23 protein-coding genes and 6 tRNA genes are annotated in these 22,740 nt (G+C 44.0%); 17 read left to right on the top strand and 12 right to left on the bottom strand.

Features of this window, described 5'->3' with window-relative positions:
- Positions 1-17: 17 nt before the first annotated feature.
- The 4 genes from L1D31_RS17250 to L1D31_RS17235 all read right to left on the bottom strand — a co-directional run bounded on the left by L1D31_RS17250 (position 18) and on the right by L1D31_RS17235 (position 3,084).
- Complete coding sequence (locus L1D31_RS17250) at positions 18-839, bottom strand: VUT family protein (RefSeq protein ID WP_239838300.1); 822 nt, start codon at positions 837-839, stop codon at positions 18-20.
- Positions 808-1,359, bottom strand: a complete 552-nt coding sequence (locus L1D31_RS17245) for a helix-turn-helix transcriptional regulator (RefSeq protein WP_239838299.1) — start codon at positions 1,357-1,359, stop codon at positions 808-810. Before L1D31_RS17245 ends, L1D31_RS17250 begins: the two co-directional genes overlap by 32 nt.
- A 462-nt stretch (positions 1,360-1,821) precedes the next feature.
- Positions 1,822-1,898, bottom strand: a tRNA-Arg gene (locus tag L1D31_RS17240).
- Between the two features lie 52 nt (positions 1,899-1,950).
- Entirely contained in the window at positions 1,951-3,084 is a 1,134-nt protein-coding gene (locus L1D31_RS17235) for a flagellar assembly protein FlgT (protein ID WP_239838298.1), read from the bottom strand.
- A gap of 164 nt (positions 3,085-3,248) precedes the next feature.
- Here L1D31_RS17235 and L1D31_RS17230 point away from each other — a divergent pair, with 164 nt between their 5' ends.
- The gene (locus L1D31_RS17230; RefSeq protein WP_239838297.1) at positions 3,249-3,884 is read left to right on the top strand and encodes a FlgO family outer membrane protein; all 636 of its coding nucleotides are present in this window, start codon (positions 3,249-3,251) and stop codon (positions 3,882-3,884) included.
- Positions 3,885-3,893: 9 nt separating this feature from the next.
- Positions 3,894-4,325 (top strand): flagellar assembly lipoprotein FlgP, encoded by a 432-nt coding sequence (flgP, locus tag L1D31_RS17225; RefSeq protein ID WP_239838296.1) that lies wholly within the window; start codon positions 3,894-3,896, stop codon positions 4,323-4,325.
- Between the two features lie 62 nt (positions 4,326-4,387).
- On the opposite strand, the gene flgN is transcribed toward flgP, so the two are convergent.
- From flgN to flgA, 3 genes are all read right to left on the bottom strand, one after another.
- Entirely contained in the window at positions 4,388-4,813 is a 426-nt protein-coding gene (gene flgN / locus L1D31_RS17220; protein ID WP_239838295.1) for a flagellar export chaperone FlgN, read from the bottom strand.
- A gap of 12 nt (positions 4,814-4,825) precedes the next feature.
- Positions 4,826-5,143 (bottom strand): flagellar biosynthesis anti-sigma factor FlgM, encoded by a 318-nt coding sequence (flgM, locus tag L1D31_RS17215; protein WP_239838294.1) that lies wholly within the window; start codon positions 5,141-5,143, stop codon positions 4,826-4,828.
- An 82-nt stretch (positions 5,144-5,225) separates the two neighbouring features.
- Positions 5,226-5,972 (bottom strand): flagellar basal body P-ring formation chaperone FlgA, encoded by a 747-nt coding sequence (gene flgA, locus L1D31_RS17210; protein ID WP_239838293.1) that lies wholly within the window; start codon positions 5,970-5,972, stop codon positions 5,226-5,228.
- Positions 5,973-6,052: 80 nt separating this feature from the next.
- On the opposite strand from flgA, the gene L1D31_RS17205 reads away from it, so the two are divergent.
- From L1D31_RS17205 to L1D31_RS17135, 15 genes are all read left to right on the top strand, one after another.
- Positions 6,053-6,979 carry a chemotaxis protein CheV gene (locus L1D31_RS17205; RefSeq protein ID WP_239838292.1) on the top strand — a complete coding sequence of 309 codons (927 nt, stop codon included), beginning with the start codon at positions 6,053-6,055 and terminating at the stop codon, positions 6,977-6,979.
- 10 nt (positions 6,980-6,989) lie between these two features.
- The gene (locus L1D31_RS17200) at positions 6,990-7,817 is read left to right on the top strand and encodes a protein-glutamate O-methyltransferase (protein ID WP_006957416.1); all 828 of its coding nucleotides are present in this window, start codon (positions 6,990-6,992) and stop codon (positions 7,815-7,817) included.
- A 219-nt stretch (positions 7,818-8,036) separates the two neighbouring features.
- Positions 8,037-8,435 (top strand): flagellar basal body rod protein FlgB, encoded by a 399-nt coding sequence (flgB, locus tag L1D31_RS17195; protein ID WP_239838291.1) that lies wholly within the window; start codon positions 8,037-8,039, stop codon positions 8,433-8,435.
- Positions 8,436-8,852, top strand: coding sequence for a flagellar basal body rod protein FlgC (gene flgC / locus L1D31_RS17190; protein WP_239838290.1), 417 nt, complete (start codon positions 8,436-8,438; stop codon positions 8,850-8,852). It begins immediately after the preceding gene.
- Positions 8,853-8,868: 16 nt separating this feature from the next.
- Positions 8,869-9,582: a flagellar hook assembly protein FlgD gene (flgD, locus tag L1D31_RS17185; RefSeq protein ID WP_239838289.1), complete on the top strand. Its 714-nt coding sequence runs from the start codon at positions 8,869-8,871 to the stop codon at positions 9,580-9,582.
- 27 nt (positions 9,583-9,609) lie between these two features.
- Positions 9,610-10,914 carry a flagellar hook protein FlgE gene (flgE, locus tag L1D31_RS17180; RefSeq protein ID WP_239838288.1) on the top strand — a complete coding sequence of 435 codons (1,305 nt, stop codon included), beginning with the start codon at positions 9,610-9,612 and terminating at the stop codon, positions 10,912-10,914.
- 213 nt (positions 10,915-11,127) lie between these two features.
- Positions 11,128-11,877, top strand: coding sequence for a flagellar basal body rod protein FlgF (locus L1D31_RS17175; protein WP_239838287.1), 750 nt, complete (start codon positions 11,128-11,130; stop codon positions 11,875-11,877).
- Positions 11,878-11,898: 21 nt separating this feature from the next.
- Positions 11,899-12,687 (top strand): flagellar basal-body rod protein FlgG, encoded by a 789-nt coding sequence (gene flgG / locus L1D31_RS17170; RefSeq protein ID WP_239838286.1) that lies wholly within the window; start codon positions 11,899-11,901, stop codon positions 12,685-12,687.
- 23 nt (positions 12,688-12,710) lie between these two features.
- Positions 12,711-13,490, top strand: a complete 780-nt coding sequence (gene flgH / locus L1D31_RS17165) for a flagellar basal body L-ring protein FlgH (protein WP_239838285.1) — start codon at positions 12,711-12,713, stop codon at positions 13,488-13,490.
- A 51-nt stretch (positions 13,491-13,541) separates the two neighbouring features.
- A complete protein-coding gene (locus L1D31_RS17160) occupies positions 13,542-14,633 on the top strand; it encodes a flagellar basal body P-ring protein FlgI (RefSeq protein ID WP_239838284.1) in 1,092 nt (363 codons plus the stop codon).
- A gap of 9 nt (positions 14,634-14,642) precedes the next feature.
- Positions 14,643-15,557 carry a flagellar assembly peptidoglycan hydrolase FlgJ gene (gene flgJ, locus L1D31_RS17155; protein WP_239838283.1) on the top strand — a complete coding sequence of 305 codons (915 nt, stop codon included), beginning with the start codon at positions 14,643-14,645 and terminating at the stop codon, positions 15,555-15,557.
- Positions 15,558-15,818: 261 nt separating this feature from the next.
- Positions 15,819-17,693 (top strand): flagellar hook-associated protein FlgK, encoded by a 1,875-nt coding sequence (flgK, locus tag L1D31_RS17150; RefSeq protein ID WP_239838282.1) that lies wholly within the window; start codon positions 15,819-15,821, stop codon positions 17,691-17,693.
- 12 nt (positions 17,694-17,705) lie between these two features.
- Positions 17,706-18,899, top strand: coding sequence for a flagellar hook-associated protein FlgL (gene flgL, locus L1D31_RS17145; protein WP_239838281.1), 1,194 nt, complete (start codon positions 17,706-17,708; stop codon positions 18,897-18,899).
- A gap of 371 nt (positions 18,900-19,270) precedes the next feature.
- Positions 19,271-20,416, top strand: coding sequence for a flagellin (locus L1D31_RS17140; protein WP_239838280.1), 1,146 nt, complete (start codon positions 19,271-19,273; stop codon positions 20,414-20,416).
- 475 nt (positions 20,417-20,891) lie between these two features.
- On the top strand, positions 20,892-22,025 hold the full coding sequence (locus L1D31_RS17135; RefSeq protein WP_239838279.1) for a flagellin: 1,134 nt from the start codon (positions 20,892-20,894) through the stop codon (positions 22,023-22,025).
- A 96-nt stretch (positions 22,026-22,121) separates the two neighbouring features.
- On the opposite strand, the gene L1D31_RS17130 is transcribed toward L1D31_RS17135, so the two are convergent.
- The 5 genes from L1D31_RS17130 to L1D31_RS17110 form a co-directional block, all read right to left on the bottom strand.
- Positions 22,122-22,206 (bottom strand) — tRNA-Leu (locus tag L1D31_RS17130).
- Positions 22,207-22,260: 54 nt separating this feature from the next.
- Positions 22,261-22,337 (bottom strand) — tRNA-Met (locus L1D31_RS17125).
- A 12-nt stretch (positions 22,338-22,349) separates the two neighbouring features.
- Positions 22,350-22,434 (bottom strand) — tRNA-Leu (locus tag L1D31_RS17120).
- A gap of 53 nt (positions 22,435-22,487) precedes the next feature.
- Positions 22,488-22,562, bottom strand: a tRNA-Gln gene (locus L1D31_RS17115).
- Positions 22,563-22,595: 33 nt separating this feature from the next.
- A tRNA-Leu gene (locus L1D31_RS17110) sits at positions 22,596-22,680 on the bottom strand.
- Positions 22,681-22,740 lie beyond the last annotated feature (60 nt).

The following is a 22,740-nucleotide window of genomic DNA, read 5'->3' as shown; positions in this document are numbered from 1 at the left end:
TCTTTTGGTGGGATTATCTATGCGTAGTTGGAACTTTCATCTAGTTCAGAAGATTCATTTTGTTTCTTTGCTTTTAAAAAGTTATAGGCAAACACCAGGGCATAAAGAACAGGTATAAGAGCCACCGCGTAGCCAACCTTAAATAGATAATTGTCAGCAATTTTTTGTAGTAAGGCTAGGGATGTTGATGAATTAAAGAATAAGCCTATCCAAATTACAGTATATAGCGCTTGACCAATTGTGCTTGAAATAATAGAACGTGCCCAAATTGGAGCTTTATGTAGTTTCATACTGAGCTTTCTGAAAATAAAGTTATTGGCTTGGTCTGCTGATAATATACATAAACTATTTATTAGATATAAATATATAAGAGGCTCAAAAACTTCTTTATATGGAGGTTGAATATCAAAAGTGAAAAAAGTGATTGCTATTAATCCAGAAGCTAATGCACACATTCCAGCACCAAAATACGTTGTCGATTTGGCATACTCATACCTTAGAGTTGCGTTGATAGTATCAAGAACTAAGAATGTTAATGGAAAAATTAAAATACCTGCGGGTTGCCAAGTTCCAAATATCTCGACACTATGTGGTGACATAGGTATTGCGACTAACAACGAAGCGAGATAAAGCGCAGTCAGGAACCCATACCATTTAATATCAAATTTAGTAATAGGGTCCATTGCATGGATTAAATCGCGATGCTCCTTTTTGAAAAAGATAACAATCCCTTTGTTGATCAGCACTCTAGCTGATGAGCTCAACACGTAATCGTTGTCTTCGTTTGTGTAATATATTAAGCCATTTTCAACCTTCAACAAGTTTAAGCTTCTTGTCATTGATATGTTCCTTACATATTTTTGTTATTACCTTGCCTATTGGAATACAGTCTTTTTCAGGTTCATGAGGATACCATGATAAATTGATAAAGTTATCAACTCTAAATAGTTCGATAATATCCTCACCTTTTTGAAATAAATAAACTCCAGCACCTAATTTCTTGGTGCTGACTATATTTATCGACTCATCATTATAAATGATCTTGTGGAATTTAGATATTGGCATACCAGTTTCAAAAAAACCAATCTTTTGAAGCTTAGAGTCAACAATGCCTTCTACATCATAATCACGCTCGTAAGTTCCATTGCGATCGACACCGGTCATCAGCCATTCATAGGATACATTAAGTACTTTTGCTATTTGAGTCATATTCTTGTGAGGGGTCTTAATCTTGTTATTAAGAAGCTTGCTCATATAGCCTCTCTCTACGCCCACTTTCCTAGATAGCTCAGCTGCAGAAACACCTTTAACGAAAAGAATTTCTCTTAATCGCCCGCCGATGGTGCTGACATCTTTCAATATACTTCTCCGAATTGTGTTTTTATGAACTGTTACACAGTATAAGATTATTTTTTGTTGAAAAAAGTTTCCGGTTTGACAACAAATTGATGCATATAATACACTTTTTTCTATCAAGAAGTTCAAGTGTCAGTGAGCTCCTCTTGTAGGACAATATTTAGATTGCGATCTACACACGTGTAGCATGTTGCTTAGTTGTTGCCAGTGATGTTGATGCGCTCTGACAATTGTTCGCTTGCCACTTTAGCCTAGTGGTAGATTGGAAACCGCCTAATGAACATTCTGGTATGGAGCCAAGTTAATTATCCTTGTTTCAACACTCTTCTCGTTGCGACCTCTTCCTTAGATAGGAAGAGGTTTTTTTATTCATTTTGCAGAAAAGTAATCGAGATATAAGTAGAGCAGCGTGAAAGATATGAAAAGACCAGATCTATTGGGTTTAGATCTGGCCTTAATATGATATGGCGCTCCCGACAGGATTCGAACCTGTGACCTATCCCTTAGGAGGGGATCGCGCTATCCAGCTGTGCCACGGGAGCTTATTGCCATCATACTTAATTAAATCAAGTTGTTAAACCTTAGCTCACGGATTTATAGCATCTTGTGCATAACATCGCCAATTTGAATACTGCCTGCGAGTTCGGGCTGGTCTACCGTTAATTCCGCTTCGTTTTCATACACTCTGGATACTGTCAAAGTAATGTTTGACTCAGTGACTTTGTTTCTTGGTAAGCCGCGTTGATCAATGAAAGAGCCTGTGTGCCAAAGTTTGAGCTTATCGCCTAGCTGGACACCATGAATGCGTCCGAGATCCATGGTGAGAATGTTGTCCCATTTTGAAATGATCTCCGGGAGCGTGATTTTGCATGACACTTCGGATTCTAGATCCAACATGATATTACGACTGACGCGCAGCATCATATCACCGTAGGTTGATGCCCAGAAGCGAGCACTCTTAGTATCGACTTGGCTGGTTTTTGGAAATGGCCAGCGAGCGACTTCACGGTAGTTTCGGTTATAAACCTCATTTCCCGTCTTGCCATCAAACACTGTCATTTCAAGAGCAAACTGACGATTGATGATGTCATCTTTCAATAATTTCTGTTCTATAGTGGCGGTTAAATCGGTAATAACACCACCGATGATGTATTGTGCACCAGTATCTTGTGCAATCATTTTAAGTCGTTCTGGATAACGTTTACTGATTTGATAATCAGTTGTCCCCACAGAAACAAAGTTGGCTGATTGCTGATCAAGCTGGCGATTGATCACTGTAGCGAAGTCATCACCGACGCTATAAATCTGCCCCATCACCGCTTGTTGAGGTGAAGCAACATCTATGTTTCCGACTAGGAAGGTCTTTTTATACTGGCTGACATGGCAAGCTGTTGCCGATGGGTAAATATCAATGCGTGCTTTGACAAACATGACGCCATTACGCACCTTCTGCTCATCGACCACGATGTAGCGGACTTCCGTATTGCTGAACTGATACTCCTTGCGTTCGCTTTCTAGGAGTGGCCTCAAATTGGAGATGCTGCCGATATCTGCGCCAGAGAAGCTGATGGCCTTAAAAATGGCATCTTCCAAGGCATGAATACGTGCGACTTCTTCGGAGGAGACCACTGTAGCGGTACCCGTTACTTCATACCATCCGGCTGACACTATACTCGTGTACAGTGAGGCATAAATGGTTGAAATCATGATAAGAAGCATTTTTTTCATATTCATCTTCCAAGTTGGTTCATTTTTTGCTTTCTCTATCTTAGCTGGTTTAGGCATTGCCGTTCTGAATGGTTGCAGATTTAGAAAAGCAAAGAATGTTCCACTTTTTATGAGTGATAGAGAATGGGACAAATCAGTGCCTAATATATATCGGAGATTAGAGAATGAAAAAATGGCTAATGCTAGTGCCAGTGGTGTTTCTCACTGCTTGTGCCTATGCCCCAATATACAACGGTAAAGAACCGTATCCAGGTTCGCAGTTTATGCTGATGGAGAGTCCGCGTCATACTCTTGACTTCTTTATTGAAAGTATGACTGAAGAACTGGTGGTTTCGAACACCAGTGTGTCAGCGCGGACACCTATTGCCGTTACTTCTTTTGTTGATTTACAAAATATGGACGCAACGAATTGGTTAGGTAACTCTGTATCTGAAGGATTTATCCACCAATTCCAACGTCGCGGCTTTAAAGTCGTCGACTACAAAACGACGGGCTCTATTCAAGTCACTCAGCAAGGTGACTTTGCCTTCAGTCGCGATTGGAAAGATTTGTCGCAGGAGCAGGATATTCAATACGTCCTGACAGGAACCATGTTACGTCAGGAAGGCGGCGTCCTAGTCAATGCGCGAGTGGTTGGTATGCAGTCTCGTGTGGTTGTCGCCACAGCTCAAGGCTTCCTACCTGCTGATCGTATTGGTCGTGACTTAGACACACTTAACAGTATCCGAACTGAGGATGGTGTTTTGATTCGCTCTGACCCTACAATAAGACAACCGTATACGGTTATTCTGCGTCCATAGGGAGTTGAGATGAAGAAGTTACTTTTACTGGCTGTTGCACTAATCATGGTTGGCTGTCAGCCTTTGCAGACTATGCGCCCAGATGATTGGTTAACCGCGGTAGGCTATGCCAATATCAGTGAGCAAAAAGGTCGTACTGATGAAGAGCGTCAGGTTCGTGCGATGCGTGCTTCAAAAATAGATGCCTACCGTGAGCTTGCAGAGCAAGTGTATGGTATGCGAGTCAGTGGCCGTGCTGACCTTCAGGATCAACGTTTGGGGACAGAGTTGACATCAGGTGCTGTGGATGGGGTCATCCGAGGTGCTGAAGTGGTGCGTAGTTATAAAGTGGGTGACAGCTATGTGACTGAACTGCGATTGGACATCAAGAAGATGAACAAGCTGCGCGACTATGGTGAAGTTCAGGTCGTACCGGAAAAACGTCAGCAAACCCTTTTCTAATTCTTTCTAATCTTCGAGCAAAATAAAAGCGGCAATGTTTGCCGCTTTTTTAGATTCTGATACTAGGCTTTAATGTTTGTGCCGAGTGTTGTGACATTTTTGGTCTGTCCCTCAGCTGTGTAGGTCATGCCGAGTTTGCCTTGGCTTTGCTGCATTAGGTTATTAAGTTTATTAAAACTCAGCTGTGCTCTTTGCAGTGCTTCACCATTCACGGCATTAGCTTGTTGACAGTTATGAACGATAGTACGAATTTTATCAACCAGAGGGCTCAACTCTGGGTCGGTAGATAAAGTCGCAACATCTGGATGCTGGCTAATGCGCTGGTCGGTTTGCTGAAGTTGGTTAATCAGAGTCAGTTTTTCTTTAGCAACTTGCTCAATGTCTTTGGCGACTCGGCTGGTGATTGCCGCTTTTTCTTTCTCGAGCAACAGAGATAAGTCAGTGGCACTTTTAAGCTGAAATTCAATTAAGCTGCTTAGGGCTGCCATAATAGAAACTCGTTACTCGAAACCGCCAAGTTCTTTTTCGAACTTGATCATATTATCGGCTAGCTTTTGCGGATCTACGCTGTAGGAACCATTAGCAATAGCTTCTTTGATTGCAGCCACTTTTGCTTGATCAAAACTTGGCTGGCTAGCAAGTTGAGTGTGCATTTCACCGACTGCCTTACCTTGTTGGCTTAAGGATACTGAGTCTTTTGCCACATCTGACTTTTTTGCCGAGTCAGTGCTTGCCGAAGTGTTATTTTCATTACGCGCAGTGCTTCTTGTCGACGTGGTGAGCGACTGCCCAGAGCGTATGTTATCAATACCTGCCATGTGTGTGAGCCTTTCGTGTTTAGAATCTTATGTTGTCAATATCGACTAGAGTAGGGATTACTTTAGGCTTTTTTTGGATTGATCAGAAAATAACCGTTACTTCCGAGATCCCAGTGACTCTTCCTTCAATTATACGGTTGGATTTTGTATTTTTCACTCTTATCTGCTCACCATGTGATCCATCGGTCAGGGCTGTGCCTTTGGTTGTGATGGTCATGCCAGATTTTACCGCTTTGATTGTGACTGTTTCATTGCGGCAAACAACACATACATCATTGCTTTCAATGATTTCGCCAGCACGTAAGTTTTTCTTTGTTTTTGCTCCAATTATGTCATCAATGTTGGAAAAGCCTTGCCGCCTGAAGCGTTGCAAGTCTACCATATTAATAGTGACATCATTACGTGAGATGATTTGTCCCCGGCTTAGAGGACCTGTTAAGGTCACTTGAGGGCCAGTTCGGGTTAGTCTGACAGGAACATATAACTTCCAGTTATCTTCGCTACACTCTACTAACACGGTGATATTGCTGGCGTTAGGGTTGGTTGAAGATGAGGAGGTTTCAAGGTTACTTGGGCAGTCTGTGGCAAAGACACGGTTGTCAATATTTGCCGCTGTGGCATCTAAAGTGCCGTCTTCTGGCCATTCAATCGTCGAGAGAATGTACTCTTCTGCGGCTTGCTGGATAGCGATAATTTGCTCAGACGTGGCTGATGTTGCTGAAAAACTAAAGAAAAAGCATAAAAAGACGATAGACTTATAAAAGTTTTTATAGAAAGCTCTACAATTAGTTATGGAAAATGAGCATAAGTGTGATTTAAGGTATGTCATTCTTTTTCTCTAATAGTTTTACATGGCCGTTAGTAGACTACCATTTTTTTAGCATGAAAGTTTGAGATGGAGATGAGCTTATGACGGGTATTCTTGATTCGGTGAATCAGCGTACACAACTCGTCGGTCAAAACCGACTAGAACTCCTAACATTTCGCCTAATGGGGCGACAGCGTTACGGTATTAACGTATTTAAGGTAAAAGAAGTTCTTCAGTGCCCTAAGCTTACTTCAATGCCAAACTTACACCATCTCGTTAAAGGTGTGGCTCATATCCGTGGCCATACTGTTTCCGTTATTGATTTAAGTCTGGCTGTTGGTGGCAGGCCGACTACTGATGTGGACAAAGCCTTTGTTGTTATTGCTGAGTTTAACAGAACCATTCAGGCCTTTTTGGTTACTTCCGTTGAACGCATTATTAACATGCACTGGGAAGCGATTCTGCCACCGCCTGAAGGGGCTGGTAAATCCAACTATTTGACTGCCGTGACCAACATTGATAATGAACTGGTTGAAATTCTCGATGTAGAAAAAATCCTAGCAGAAATCGCGCCAGTCGATGAAACTATGGACTCAACCATTGGGGAAGAGATTGCCCAGGTTCAATCAGAGAAAGAGATTGTTCGTCGTATTTTGATTGCTGATGACTCAACGGTTGCCCGTAAGCAGGTTGAGCGTGCAATTACATCACTAGGTTTTGAAGCGGTGGCCGTAATTGATGGTAAACAAGCGTATGAAAAACTTGTTGAAATGGCGGCAGAAGGGAGTATTTACGATCAGATTTCTTTGGTTATCTCTGATATCGAGATGCCTGAAATGGATGGCTATACATTAACTGCCGAAATTAGGCGCAATCCTGATCTTAAAGATCTTTATGTAATTCTCCATTCATCACTCAGTGGTGTATTTAACCAAGCAATGGTTGAACGCGTGGGAGCCAACTCCTTTATTGCTAAATTCAATCCAGATGAGCTTGGTAATGCAGTGAAGACTGCGCTTACTGAATAAAGAGAAGTAAATGACAGCGATAACTATAAGCGATCAAGAATATCGTGATTTCAGCCGTTTCTTAGAATCTCAATGTGGCATCGTACTAGGTGACAGCAAGCAGTATTTGGTGAGGAGTCGCTTAAGTCCTCTGGTGACAAAGTTTAAGCTCAGCTCTTTGTCTGATCTATTACGAGATGTTGTCACTGGCCGTAACCGTGAACTACGAGTTGCCGCTGTTGATGCCATGACCACCAATGAAACCTTGTGGTTTCGTGATACTTATCCGTTTGAAGTCCTTGCTAACAAACTGTTGCCGGAAGCAGCGGCAAATAAACGGCCAATAAAAATTTGGTCAGCGGCAAGTTCTTCAGGTCAAGAGCCGTATTCGATGGCAATGACTATCTTGGAAACTCAGCAACGCAAACCAGGAATGTTGCCGAGCGTATCGGTAACGGCAACGGATATTTCAGCTAGTATGTTAGACATGTGTCGTGCTGGTGTTTATGACAATTTGGCTTTAGGACGTGGCCTATCGCCTGAGCGTCGTCGCAATTTCTTTGAAGATGCTGGTGATGGTCGAATGAAAGTCAAAGACAACGTAAAGCGATTAGTTAATTTTCGTCCACAAAACTTGATGGATAGTTATGCTTTACTGGGTAAGTTTGACATCATTTTCTGTCGTAATGTGTTGATTTATTTCTCTCCAGATATGAAGTCACAGGTTTTAAATCAGATGGCCAACAGTTTAAATCCAGGTGGATACCTACTACTTGGTGCGTCTGAATCTTTAACTGGGTTAACTGATCGTTTCGAGATGGTCCGCTGTAACCCTGGTATTATCTATAAACTTAAATAAGCCGAATACATTCCACTCAAGCCCAGCTACACGCTGGGCTTTTTCGTATTGGGATTATTTCTCTATACTTACAGTGACATTCCATTGCTCCACAATTCCACTCTTTGGCGTGGTAATTGCTGAGAAGCAAAGAGCAAAGAAATTACGAGTTAACTAAAGTTGGTACGCTAATTGCTTTGCTATCTAGTAGTAACGGTCAGTTCTTGAGTAGAGGTTAACATGGCTATTTCTTTCGACAACGCATTAGGTATCCACCAATACACGGTGGGCGTTCGTGAACGCAATGCTGAGGTGATTTCCACCAACATTGCCCAAGCGAACACTCCTGGCTACAAATCGAAAGGCATGGACTTCCAAAAGGCATTGCAGGCGGCAACATCGGGGGCAAGCATTGGACTTAGCCGTACCGATAGTCGGCATATTCCTGCCTCTACTAGGGTGACTGGGGAAGTTATGTATCGTCTTCCAACACAACCCGACACGGGTGATGGCAATACGGTTGATGTCGATTTGGAGCGTAACTTATTTATGCAGAACCAAATCAGACATCAGGCATCACTTGACTTCTTAGGAAGTAAATTCAAGAACTTAACGAAAGCATTAAAGGGGAGTAACTAGATGAGCTTATTTAACGTTTTTAATGTAACTGGCTCTGCCATGAGCGCTGAATCTGTTCGTCTAAATACGACCTCAAGCAATCTGGCAAATGCTGATAGTGTCTCAAGCTCTGCAAAAGACACTTATAAAGCTCGTCACGCTGTGTTTGGTGCTGAGTTAAGTAAGGCTAAGTATGGTCGTGACCATTCGGTGCCGGTACAAGTGTTAGGGATTGTTGAAAGTGATAAGCCGCTGGATGCGGAATACAACCCAGATCATCCACTTGCAAATGATGATGGCTATATCTACAAGCCAAACGTCAATGTGATGGAAGAAATGGCCAATATGATATCTGCTTCTCGTTCGTATCAAACCAACGTACAAGTTGCAGATTCAAGCAAACAAATGCTGCTGCGTACGCTGCAGATGGGTCAATAAGGATAGGAGGTAACCTATGGCCGGAGGCATTAATAATAATGTTGGTCAAAGTGGCTTGTCCTATGTTGACCAGCTTAAACAGCTTCAGGACAAGAATAAGCCTGATGAAACAACAGGTAAGCAGGATCTTAAACAAGAAGACTTCTTATCTTTGCTCACCAAGCAGCTTGCTCAGCAAGATCCGTTTAAGCCGGTTAGCAATGACCAGATGATTGCTCAAATGGCGTCGTTCGCGACGGTGGATGGTATCGGCAAAATGAACAATCAGTTTGAAACACTGAATGCGTCGATGACTTCTAACCAAGCGCTTCAGGCTTCATCACTTGTTGGTCGAGACGTTTTAGTCCCGGGTGCTGCAGGGGTGAAAGCGGATGATGGCGCCATGGCTGCCATGGTCAAACTACCTCAATCTGTTGATAACCTGATGGTGCGAGTAGAAGACCAAATGGGGCAGCTTATCCGTACCTTCGATGTCGGTTCAAAACCTGCAGGTGATAGCCGTGTCGTGTGGGATGGTAAGGATCAAAACGGTAATCCATTGCCGGCTGGCAAATACAATGTGAAAGCATCGGGTTTGCTGGACGGGCAGTCGAAAGAGTTTGAAGTTTCGACTTACGCTAACGTTAATAGTGTTTTGCTTGGTAAAGGTGATGGTAACGTACTACTCAATCTGGCTGGCTTTGAGTCGCCAGTTCGACTTGCTGAAGTACTAGAAGTTGGCAAAGCGTAATCACGCTGGCTAGATAGGAGATTTGGAATGTCTTATGTTGCATTAAGCGGCTTGTCCGCAGCTCAGTTAGATCTGAACACAACCAGTAACAACATTGCGAACGCAAACACGTATGGCTTTAAAGAGTCTCGTGCCGAGTTTGGTGATGTTTATTCAAATTCATTGTTTACTCACGCTAAGACCACACCAGGTCAAGGTGTGCAGGCCGCTAAAGTGGCTCAGCAGTTCCATGAGGGGTCGAGTATTTATACCAATAACCCTATGGATTTACGCGTCTCGGGTACCGGTTTTTTTGCTGTAGCTAAAGATCGATTAACGCCTACCTCGAATGAGTTGACGCGAAATGGTGCTTTCCACTTGAATAAAGATAACTACATGACAACTGCAAATGATGAGTTTCTATTAGGTTATCAAGTGAATAAAGATACAGGTGATGTACTGTCTTATGAGCCTTCACCGATTAATATTCCTAAAGAGTTTGGTAAACCTAAGCAGACTTCAAATATTGATGTTGGTGTTAACTTGCCTGCTGGTGGAGAGTTGAAGGACCCGGCGTTATTTGACTTCACCGATCCAGAAACGTACAACCGCTCAACCTCTTCGACGATCTATGACTCTATGGGTCAATCGTATAAGTTGACCACGTACTACTTGAAGGATCAGAACCAAGCCAATACTTGGCAGACGTATTATACAGTCACTGACAGTGCCGGCGAGAAACCGATTAATATTGTAGGTGGTGATGCGACGGCACCGACTGGCCATGTTGGTCACACGATGCGATTCAATAATGATGGTACATTAGCGAGCTTAAATAACGGTCAGAATATTGTGTCTGAAGCGCTAGGTGCCGGAGCTAACCCTGTTGAGCTCAATGGTGCAGATGCTACCCAAGTTTTATCATTCGGTCTGCGAGATGCGACTCAGTTTGCGGCTCCATTCGAATTGACTAAGTTTGACGAAGACGGCGCAACGACGGGCTTCCTGACTAAAGTTGATTTCGATGAGAACGGCAGTGTGCTGGGTACTTACTCAAATGGTGAGAACATTATCTTAGGTCGTGTGGCACTGGTCCGAGTTGCGAATGAGCAAGGTCTAGATAAGAAAGGGGGAACCCAGTGGGATTCAACTCAATTCTCTGGTGATAAGATTTGGGGTGAATCAAACAAAGGTTCCTTTGGTACGATTTCGAGTGGTACGCTGGAACAGTCAAATATTGATATGACCCAAGAGCTGGTGGATCTTATTTCGGCTCAACGTAATTTCCAAGCGAACTCTCGTTCTCTTGAAGTTCACAATCAAACTCAGCAGAACATCCTGCAGATTCGTTAATTAATGTTCTGAGAGTGAAGACATTCCGCAATCATCTGAATAGCAGGCTGGTGGCAACAACCAGCTTGCTATTGTTGCCACCTATGGCAATTCCCTTCGTATATCTCTTCCCTTTATCGTTTGTTTTTTAATAAATATTTGATTTTTATTGCCATTTCATTTTGGCACGTCATTTGCTTTAATTGAACTGAATTGTGATTATTGGAGCAAATTATGGATCGTGCACTGTTTCTCGCTATGAGTGGCGCAAAGCAGAATATGCAGGCTATGCAGCTTAGAGCGAACAACTTGGCAAACGTCAGTACCACGGGTTTCCGTGCTGATTTGGCGCAAGCCCGCTCAATGCAAGCCTATGGTGATGGTATGCCAAGCCGCGTATTCAGTATGACAGAACGCCCAGGCCATAATTTTCAACAGGGGAGTGTCATTACGACTGGGCGTGACTTAGACGTGACCATTCAAGATCAAGGTTGGATCTCTGTTCTCGATAAAACCGGTAAAGAAGGCCTGACACGCAACGGTAATATGAAGGTAGATGTTAATGGCCTGCTTACCACAGGTAACGGCAACTTGGTGTTAGGAGAAACTGGAGCGCCAATTACTATCCCTATCCCAGTCAGTAAAATTGAAGTTGGTACGGATGGTACCATTTCTGTTGTCCCTCAAGGGGCACCAGCTGATGCTATCGAAATTGTTGACCGTATCAAGCTGACCAGTACCAATAATCAATCACTATACAAAGATGTTAACGGGCTTTTCCGTTCCAAAGATCCTAATGCGGCATACGAAATGGATGCCGGTGTCAAACTGCTGACCGGTGCGCTGGAAGGCAGTAACGTCAATGCCATTGGCGAAATGACCAATCTGATTGACCTTCAGCGTCAGTTTGAGATGCAGGTCAAGATGATGAGTACAGCGGAAGAAATGGACAAAGCGTCTGATTCACTGCTTCGTATGAGCTAACCAGAATATTAGGAGAGATATATGCATCCGGCATTATGGGTAAGTAAAACGGGTTTAGATGCCCAACAAACCAATATTTCTACGATTTCAAATAACCTGGCGAACGCTTCGACAGTGGGTTACAAAAAAAGCCGTGCTGTCTTCGAAGATTTGTTTTATCAAAATATTAATCAGCCAGGCGGTCAATCTTCACAAAATACCGAACTGCCTAGCGGATTGATGCTGGGAGCGGGTTCAAAAGTGGTGGCGACACAAAAAGTGCATACTCAAGGTAACACGCAGACCACCAACAATAGCCTCGACATGATGATCGAAGGTGATGGCTTCTTCCAGATTCTCATGCCTGACGGCAATATCGGCTATAGCCGTAACGGCCAATTTACGGTTAACGATGAAGGTGTCGTGGTGACTTCTGGTGCCGGTTATCCATTGGAGCCAGAAATCGCCATTCCTGAAGATGCAGTCAGTATTACGATCGGTACGGACGGCGAAGTGTCAGTAAGAGTGCGTGGTCAACAAGAGAACCAAGTGGTTGGTCAGATTGCGACGGTAGATTTTGTCAACCCTGGTGGCCTTGAGCCAGTCGGGCAGAACTTGTACTTACCGACAGGAGCAAGTGGAGACCCTCAGGAGGGCGTACCTGGTTTTGATGGCTTTGGTGATATTCGCCAGTCGATGTTGGAAACTTCGAACGTTAACGTTACAGAAGAGCTAGTGAATATGATTGAAGCTCAGCGCGTTTATGAGATGAACTCAAAAGTGATCTCGGCCGTTGATAAAATGATGAGCTTCGTTAACCAGCAGCTATAAGCTTGAGAAATTAAGGAACCATTATGAATCGCTTACTGACCATAATTGCTATCGCCTTATTATCGGGTTGTTCAATGTTGGAAGCCCCTATTGAAACGTCAGATGTTGTTCAGGGGACGACGACCGTTGATGCAGTTGAAGGTGATAAATCTCAAGATGAGAGTGCTGGTATCGTTGATACGCTTCGAGGCAGAAGCGATCCGGTTGCTGGTGATCCTGCTTGGGCGCCCATTCACCCCAAACATCAACCTGAGCATTATGCTGCTGAAACCGGCTCTTTGTTTAATACGGCGCAAGCAGCCAGCCTCTACGATGACTCCAAGCCACGTGGCGTTGGGGACATTATAACTGTGACCTTGGATGAAAACACCAAAGCCGCAAAAAGTTCAGATGCTGATCTATCGAAAAATAACGATGCCTCCATGGATCCTCTTGAAGTGGGGGGACAGCAACTTAATATTGGCGACTATAACTTCTCGTATAATTTAAGTAATGATAACAACTTCAGTGGCAGTGCAGCTGCGAATCAGAGTAATAGTATTTCTGGATCAATCACTGTCGAAGTGATTGAAGTACTGGCAAATGGCAATTTGGTCATCCGAGGTGAAAAATGGCTAACGCTAAACACGGGTGATGAATATATTCGCCTAAGCGGCACTATTCGTCCCGAGGATATCTCCTATGAGAACACGATAGCGTCTAATCGTATTTCTAATGCCAGAATCCGCTATTCAGGCACGGGCACTCAACAAGATATGCAAGAACCTGGATTCTTGGCACGATTCTTTAATGTGGCTTTATAGGACTATTTTAAGTCGAAGTTTTGGCACTGAGTATTGAGTAAAGGTATCCCGATGAAGAAGCTAATTTTGTTACTGACCAGCCTAATTATCGTATCGACACACGCGTACGCGGCACGTATTAAAGACGTGTCACAAGTTGCTGGAGTTCGTAGCAACCAATTAGTTGGCTATGGTTTGGTTACTGGTTTACCGGGTACCGGGGAATCGACCCCTTTTACCGATCAAAGCTTTAATGCCATGCTCGAAAATTTTGGTATTCAGCTTCCACCAGGTACAAAGCCAAAGTCTAAGAATGTCGCTGCTGTTATCGTTACGGCAGACTTAGCGGCGTTTTCAAAGCAGGGTCAAACCATTGATGTCACAGTGTCGTCTATCGGAGCTGCGAAAAGTTTACGTGGTGGCACACTCATGCAGACGATGCTGAAAGGTCTTGATGGGCAAATCTATGCCGTTGCTCAAGGAAATTTAGTGGTCAGTGGCTTTAGTGCGACTGGTGCAGACGGATCTAAAATTGTTGGTAACAACCCAACGGCAGGGATGATTTCAAATGGGGCTATCGTTGAACGCGAAATTCCATCACCGTTTAGTCGTGGGGATTACATCACTTTTAACCTTCTAGAATCTGACTTTACCACTGCGCAGCGCATGGCGGATGCGGTAAATAACTTCCTTGGCCCACAAATGGCTCAAGCTATCGATGCAACTTCAGTAAAAGTCCGTGCCCCGCGAGATATATCTCAACGAGTTTCATTCCTGTCTGCAATTGAAAACCTTGAATTTGATCCGGCAGAAGGCTCAGCGAAAATCATCGTCAATTCACGCACAGGGACGATTGTGGTAGGTAAGCATGTACGACTCAAACCTGCAGCTGTGACCCATGGTGGTATGACAGTCGCGATCAAAGAAGACTTTAATGTCAGCCAGCCAAACGCATTTGGTGGAGGTGAAACAGTCGTCACTCCTGAGAGTGATATCGAAGTGACAGAAGAGCAAGGGAAAATGTTTAAGTTCGAACCGGGGTTGACGCTGGATGACCTTGTTCGTGCGGTAAACGAAGTCGGTGCAGCACCGTCAGATTTAATGGCAATTCTTCAGGCTCTTAAGCAAGCCGGTGCGATTGAAGGTCAGTTGATCGTAATCTAGGGAGGCGGCATGATTAATAACGGTAAAGACATCGGTTTCATTCATGATATCGCTAACTTGGACAAACTACGTCAGAAAGCGGTGGATGGTGATGAGAACAGTGAAAAAGAAGCGCTGACCGCCGCAGCGAAACAGTTCGAAGCTATTTTTACTTCCATGCTGTTTAAGTCTATGCGTGATGCTAACTCGACGTTTGAATCTGGTTTGATGGATAGTCAGAACCAACAGTTTTACCGTCAGATGATGGATGAGCAAATGTCTAGCGAGCTGAGTGCATCAGGCTCTTTAGGATTGGCAGATATGATTGTCGCTCAACTGACCTCCGGTTCTGTCGAGAATCCGAACGCTGCTAGCCGTGAGGCGGACTTTGAAGCTCTAATGAAAAAAATTGATCATGTGCGTCAAACTCGCCAGCCAGATGTAGAGTCGGCTCCGGCTGTTGAGCCATCCTCAACGAAACAGTCATTTGATTCCCCAGAAGCTTTTGTCGCTTCAATGAAACCCTACGCGGAAAAAGCAGCACGCGCTTTAGGTGTCGATTCTTCATTGCTCCTCGCTCAAGCGGCTCTTGAGACAGGGTGGGGACAAAAGGTGGTGAGCAATAGTCGTGGCAGTAGTAACAACCTGTTTAACATCAAAGCAGACAAGAGTTGGGCTGGCGATAAAGTAGCCACTCAGACATTGGAGTATCATCAAGGTGTACCTGTAAAAGAAAATGCTGCTTTCCGTTCATACACTAGCTTTGAAGATAGCTTCAATGATTATGTCCGATTCTTAAATGATAATCCTCGTTATACAATGGCACTTCGTCATGAAGGTAGTAACGAACAGTTTATTCGAGGTATCCATCAGGCCGGCTACGCGACAGATCCACAGTACGCTAATAAAGTTCTGAGGGTAAAAGCACAAATAGATGAAATGTAAAATGACTCACCTTCGGGTGAGTTTTTTTATCAGCGAATGCACGTTATCTTCATAAACGGTGACCTTTGTGTTTTGCAAGATTCTAATCTGTTGACATTTGCTCCGCCTCAGAGAAAACATAATCCCGCACCCGCACCCGCACCCGCACCCGCACCCGCACCCGCACCCGCACCCGCACCCCGACAACTTGGTATACATATTGCATTTTGATTAAGTAAGTTATTCAGTTCTACTGATTTTATTAGGTTTCTTGGGGGCGATATGGCGTCTGATCTTCTGAATCTTGGTTCGCAAAGCGTACTGACGGCTCAGAGACAACTAAACACCACGGGTCATAACATCTCTAATGTCAATACAGAGGGTTATAGCCGTCAGTCGGTGATACAAGGTGCAAACATGCCGCGCCAGTATGGCGGGGAGACTTATGGCATGGGCGTACATGTGGAAAAAGTTCGCCGCTCTTGGGATCAGTTTGCCGTTAACGAGATGAATATTTCTACGACCAACTACGCACATAAGGTCGATGATGAAGCCAATTTGGAAATGTTATCCAACATGCTGTCATCCGTTGCATCGAAGAAGATTCCAGAAAACCTTAACGAATGGTTTGACGCCGTCAAATCACTTGCGGACAGTCCGAATGATGTCGGCGCACGCAAAGTCGTACTTGAAAAAGCCGATCTTATCACCCAAAACCTCAATGACTTTCACGAAACGGTTCGTCGTCAATCAGATGTTACGAATAAAAAGCTCGACTTAGGTATTGAACGAGTAAACCAATTAGCACTTGAAATTAGAGACTTACATCGCCTGATGATGCGTACACCAGGGCCTCATAACGATTTGATGGACCAACATGAAAAGCTCATCGCAGAGTTATCAGAATACACCAAGGTAACGGTCACGCCTCGTAAAAATGCTGAAGGTTTCAATGTTCACATCGGTAATGGCCATACCTTAGTGTCAGGAACAGAGGCCAGTCAGCTCAAAATGATTGATGGCTATCCTGATGTGCATCAACGACGCTTGGCAATGATTGAAGGCAAAGGGATTAAGGCCATTACTACGAAAGATATTGATGGCAAGATTGGCGCGATGCTGACCATGCGTGATGAGAAAATTCCTTACCTTATGGATGAACTCGGTAAAATGGCCACTGCGTTTTCTTATGATGTGAACAAGTTGCAATCACAAGGCCTAGATTTGCGAGGTGATATTGGTGGGCTAATGTTTACCGATGTTAACTCGGAGTTGATAGCCAAGTCTCGAGTAGTGACATCATCGAATTCGACGGCTGAATTGGAAGTGTATATCGAAGATACCAGTCAGTTAGTGGGAGGGGAGTACTCGCTGCAATTTGCGGGTGGAGACTACTACATAACCCGACCTAGCGGTGAACAGTCTATTGTACCTGTTGTGGGGGGGGCTATTTCTCTCGATGGTATCCGTATCGATATAAAAAATGGCCTTGAAGCCGGTGAACGAGTTTTAATTCGCCCGACACGAAGTGGGGCTGCGCAAATGAGGATGGCTACTAATGACCCTTCCGATATTGCAGCACAAAGTTACGAAGCATCCACCACATTTGCTCAAGGAAGCGCAACATTTTCAATTGATACCGCGGGTGATTTACGCGAGTTCGAAGTCATTATATCACCGGATGGTAAGCAATTTGCTGTCACCGATACTAAAGGCAAGATTCTTCTTCAGCCTCAAGACTATCCACCCTCCGGACCTGTGACCGTTCAAGGTACAACATTTGAGTTATCTGCAGGGGCACTGGCAAACGATAAGTTCACGGCAAACCTTGTGCCATCGGAAGGTGATAATGGTAACTTACTGAAAATGCAGAATATTCAAACTAATAAACACCTCAATGACGGTGAATCTACGGTTTTGGATATTTACCACAACTTGAACACTGATGTCGGGCTGCAAATGTCGACTGCCTCTCGCTTGACCGATGTGTCGCGCTTAGAAAAAGAGGCGGCACAAGAACGCGTTGCGTCTATCTCTGGGGTTAACCTCGATGAAGAAGCCGCCAACATGATGAAGTTCCAGCAAGCTTATATGGCGTCATCACGCATTATGCAGGCGGCAAACGATACCTTTAACACTATATTGGCGTTGAGATAGGGAGGGGGATAAATGATGAATCGTATTTCCAGCTTCCATAACTATCAGTCAGTGCAGAATGATCTGCGTCGTCAGGAAGCGAAAGTTCACCACAATCAGGCGCAGCTGGCATCGGGTAAAAAGCTCATGCGTGCCAGTGATGACCCACTGGCTACTCACTACATTCAGAATATTGGACAACAGAAAGAGCAGCTACGTCAGTTTACGGACGCTATTGTTCTCAGTCGTAATCGCCTAGAGCACCACGAGGTGATTATTTCCAATGCAGAGCAGTATGCTGATGAAGCAAAGCGTACGGTAATGGAAATGATCAATGGTTCCTTATCACCGGAAGACCGAATAGCGAAACGTCGAGAGCTACAGGAAATTGCGAATAATTTTCTCAACTTGTCGAATGTTCAGGATGAATCAGGGAACTATATTTTTGCCGGAACCAAACCTAAGAATCAGCCTTTCTTCCGAGACAAAGATGGGGATGTGGTATACGCCGGAGACGATTATCAGCGCAAGATGAAGATCTCCAACAGCTTAGAAATGCCGATCAACGATCCTGGTAGTAAGTTGTTTATGGAAATTGACAACCCTTATGGTGATTTTGAGCCTCAATATGATCTTAAAGGCGTATCAGAGCTGTTGTTAGAACGTGCGGTGAACACGAATCCAGATGACCAGTCAACTTACAAAGTCACGTTTGTTGATATGCCCGATGGTAACTACGGTTACCAGCTTGAACGTGATGGTTCGGTTGTCAAAGCGGACAACTTTGACCCAGCAGTTGGGATAAAGTTTGAAGATGTCACTATTCAGGTTAAAGGCCAAATCACTAAAGGTGATGCAATTACTCTGGAACCACGAAAAACGTACAGTATCTTCGATACCTTTAAACAGGCCATGAAGCTGGCTGAAGGATCTGTCTCGGACACTTCAAATACTGCCGAGTTGCATCAGATCACTCAAGAACTTCATGCGGCATTCATTCACCTTAATAAGGCGAGAACGGATGTTGGTGCTCGCTTGAATACTTTGGATATTCAGGAAGAGCAACATGATGATTTCAATATGACCTTAGCAAAATCTAAGAGTAATTTTGAGGATCTGGATTACGCAGAAGCGATTATTGAGTTCAATGAGAACTCCCGAGCCTTACAGGCTTCACAACAAGCATTTGGCAAGGCCAAAGATTTAACCTTATTTAATTACATCTAACTTCAATGCCATATGTGCTAAGCCGTATGTGCGAAGTGAGATATTGCCCAGTGGTTAAGAACATAGCCAATCTCGCTATGGCAACTAGGTGGCAAATGAGCGGCAAGGGTATTGCCGCCATAGTGTGGCGATAAAATGAACATTTGTGTGAAATGGCATCAATAATTTTAAGTTATTGAAATTAAATTAGAAAATTATTTAATTATTCGAATCTTAAAGTTGGCACACTACTTGTATTGATAACACTAAGAGTTTAACGAACTGGTTGAAGCAGGCACTTCCTGCTTAGCAAGTTATTACGGTCAGTGCTTCCAACTGAGATTAAGCTGGCCGCTTCGCAAGAACTTGCGAACTCATTAGGAGAGCAAACTATGACCATTACTGTAAATACTAACGTGTCGGCAATGACTGCCCAACGTTACCTGAATAAGGCCACGGGGGAACTCAATACCTCGATGGAACGATTGTCTTCAGGTCAGAAAATTAATAGTGCAAAAGACGATGCTGCGGGACTTCAGATCTCTAACCGACTGACCGCTCAGTCTCGTGGTTTGGATGTGGCTATGCGCAATGCCAATGACGGTATTTCTATTGCGCAGACTGCGGAAGGGGCAATGAACGAGTCTACGTCAATTTTGCAACGTATTCGTGACTTGTCGCTACAATCGGCAAACGGCACAAACTCAGCATCAGAGCGTCAGGCACTGCATGAAGAAGTTGCAGCGTTGCAAGATGAGCTGAACCGTATTGCTGAAACCACATCGTTTGGTGGTCGTAAGCTACTTAACGGTTCATTTGGTGAAGCCTCTTTCCAAATCGGTGCGAGCTCAGGTGAGGCCATTATTATGGGGCTTACCAGTATCCGAGCGGATGAACCACGCATGGGTGGGCAAAGTTTTGTTTCTTCTCTTGAAAAAGCAAAAGATAAAGATTGGGGTGTTCCCCCAACAGCGAAAGATATTAAATTTGAGTTTACGACCAAGGATGGCGAAGCCATCACCTTAGATATCATTGCTAAAGAAGGTGATGATATTGAGGAAGTGGCAACCTATATCAATGGTCAAACCCAAAAATTGAAAGCATCGGTAGACGAAGAAGGTCGATTGCAGATCTTTGCTGCTGAACCAAACCTTGAGGGTAACCTGAATATCTCTGGTGGCTTAGCGAGTGAACTTGGTCTCGAAGGTGGTCCGGGCGTGCAAACAACAGTACAAAACATTGATGTTCGCTCAGTGGGTGGCGCTCAAAATGCGGTAGGTATTATTGATGCCGCTCTAAGATATGTTGATTCACAGCGCGCAGATTTAGGTGCTAAGCAAAACCGACTCAGCCACAGTATTAATAACTTGGCAAATATCCAAGAAAACGTAGAGGCATCAAATAGTCGAATTCGCGATACCGATTTTGCGAAAGAGACCACTGCGATGACCAAAGCTCAAATTCTGCAACAGGCAGGTACTTCGATCCTTGCCCAAGCAAAACAGTTGCCAAACTCTGCAATGTCATTATTGCAGTAGTCATGAATATCTTCACTAACGTATACCCAGACGTGGGGTTAGTGAAGGTGTTTAGGCAAGCATAAGTGATAAGTTAACGAAGCTCTCTCACATTAGCTCTTGTTTGCTGACACTTATGTACACGGCAGCCAGGCTGTGATCATTTCTCTCGATCTCCACAATGGCTACCACACTAGCCCCGGTTCTCTCAAAGGAAAAGGGGCTTTTTCTTTGCTCCTTTTCTACTTAATTCCACTTAATTCTCCTCTTGAGCCCCCGACCGTTTCGACTAAATCTTTAACCATTGATTTCATATCTGTCGTAACGATCAATATATTTATGGTTAACCCTTTTTTTCTTAGGAATTTTTAAAATTGCTCTAAAGTTAATCATCTCTTCGTCGCTAATAAGGTTACTTTGAGAGAACTTGGTTTACCGAGACGTCGGAAACCTTTCGAAACTTCCGAACTACGGAAAATCAATAGGAGTAACCACTATGGCGGTTAATGTAAACACGAATGTTGCGGCAATGACTGCACAGCGCTACTTAAACAGCGCAACTAGTGCACAACAATCCTCAATGGAACGTTTATCTTCTGGTTTTAAGATCAATAGCGCGAAAGATGATGCTGCAGGTATGCAGATCTCTAACCGCTTGAATGTGCAAAGCCGAGGTTTAGATGTCGCTGTGCGTAATGCAAATGATGGTATTTCGATGGCGCAGACAGCTGAAGGCGCGATGAATGAAACAACCAACATTCTGCAACGTATGCGTGATCTATCGCTACAATCGGCGAACGGCTCAAACTCTAAGTCTGAGCGTGTGGCGATTCAAGAAGAGATTACGGCACTGAATGATGAGCTAAACCGTATTGCTGAGACGACTTCATTTGGTGGTAACAAACTACTTAATGGCACGTTCGCGACCAAATCATTCCAGATTGGTGCAGATAACGGTGAAGCCGTCATGTTAACGATGAACAATATGCGTAGTGACAACTCTATGATGGGTGGTAATAGCTATGTTGCAGCCAATGCGAAAGATAAAGATTGGGGTGTTCAAGCGGGTTCCAATGATCTGACTATTTCACTGACTGATGTATTTGGTGAGCAGCAAAATATCACTATCAACGCTAAAGAAGGTGATGATATTGAGGAGCTGGCAACTTACATTAATGGTCAGACTGACATGGTTAAAGCATCAGTTGGTGACGATGGCAACCTTCAAATTTTTACTGACAACAATCGAGTTTCTGGTGAAGCGACATTTGGTGGCGCCTTGGCAGGTGAGTTGAGCATGGGGCCTGCGCAAGCGGTAACCGTTGACACTATCGATGTGACTTCTGTTGCGGGCGCTCAGGAAGCGGTTGCGATTGTTGACTCTGCATTGAAGTTCGTTGATAGTCATCGTGCAGAATTAGGTGCATTCCAAAACCGATTCGGCCATGCAATCAGTAACTTAGATAACATTAATGAAAATGTGAATGCTTCTAAGAGCCGCATCAAAGATACCGATTTCGCTAAAGAAACCACTGCATTAACAAAAGCTCAGATTCTTTCCCAAGCATCGAGTTCTGTTCTTGCTCAAGCAAAGCAGGCGCCCAACTCAGCGTTGGGGCTTCTAGGCTAAGAAAGTGATTTCGAAGCAAAATAGACAGTCATGACTTAAGTAAAAATCCAGCCTAGGCTGGATTTTTTATATCTGAGAAATGCCTATGACTGATAATGGTGCGGAAGGAGAGACTTGAACTCTCACACCTTGCGGCGCCAGAACCTAAATCTGGTGCGTCTACCAATTCCGCCACTTCCGCATCTTATTCTGTTGTTATCTCGATCATTAGTAAATCGAAGTAACCTTGTATTGATGGTGGCTACGACGGGATTCGAACCTGTGACCCCATCATTATGAGTGATGTGCTCTAACCAGCTGAGCTACGTAGCCATGTGATTAAGATGGTGCGGAAGGAGAGACTTGAACTCTCACACCTTGCGGCGCCAGAACCTAAATCTGGTGCGTCTACCAATTCCGCCACTTCCGCATCTTAATCTGTAGTTATCAAGACAATTGGTAAAGTCTCAATAACGTTGTSTATGGCAGGTCTACCTGGATTCGAACCAGGGAATGGCGGCATCAAAAGCCGCTGCCTTACCACTTGGCGATAGACCTGCAGTGTGATAACTCAWCGAGTYATCTAGATAATGGTGCGGAAGGAGAGACTTGAACTCTCACACCTTGCGGCGCCAGAACCTAAATCTGGTGCGTCTACCAATTCCGCCACTTCCGCATCTTATTCTGTTGTTATCTCGATCATTAGTAAATCGAAGTAACCTTGTATTGATGGTGG

It is taken from the genome of Vibrio sp. Isolate23 (genome assembly GCF_022398095.1).
Lineage (GTDB): Bacteria > Pseudomonadota > Gammaproteobacteria > Enterobacterales > Vibrionaceae > Vibrio > Vibrio coralliilyticus_A.
This window is presented reverse-complemented; position numbering and strand designations above follow the sequence as displayed.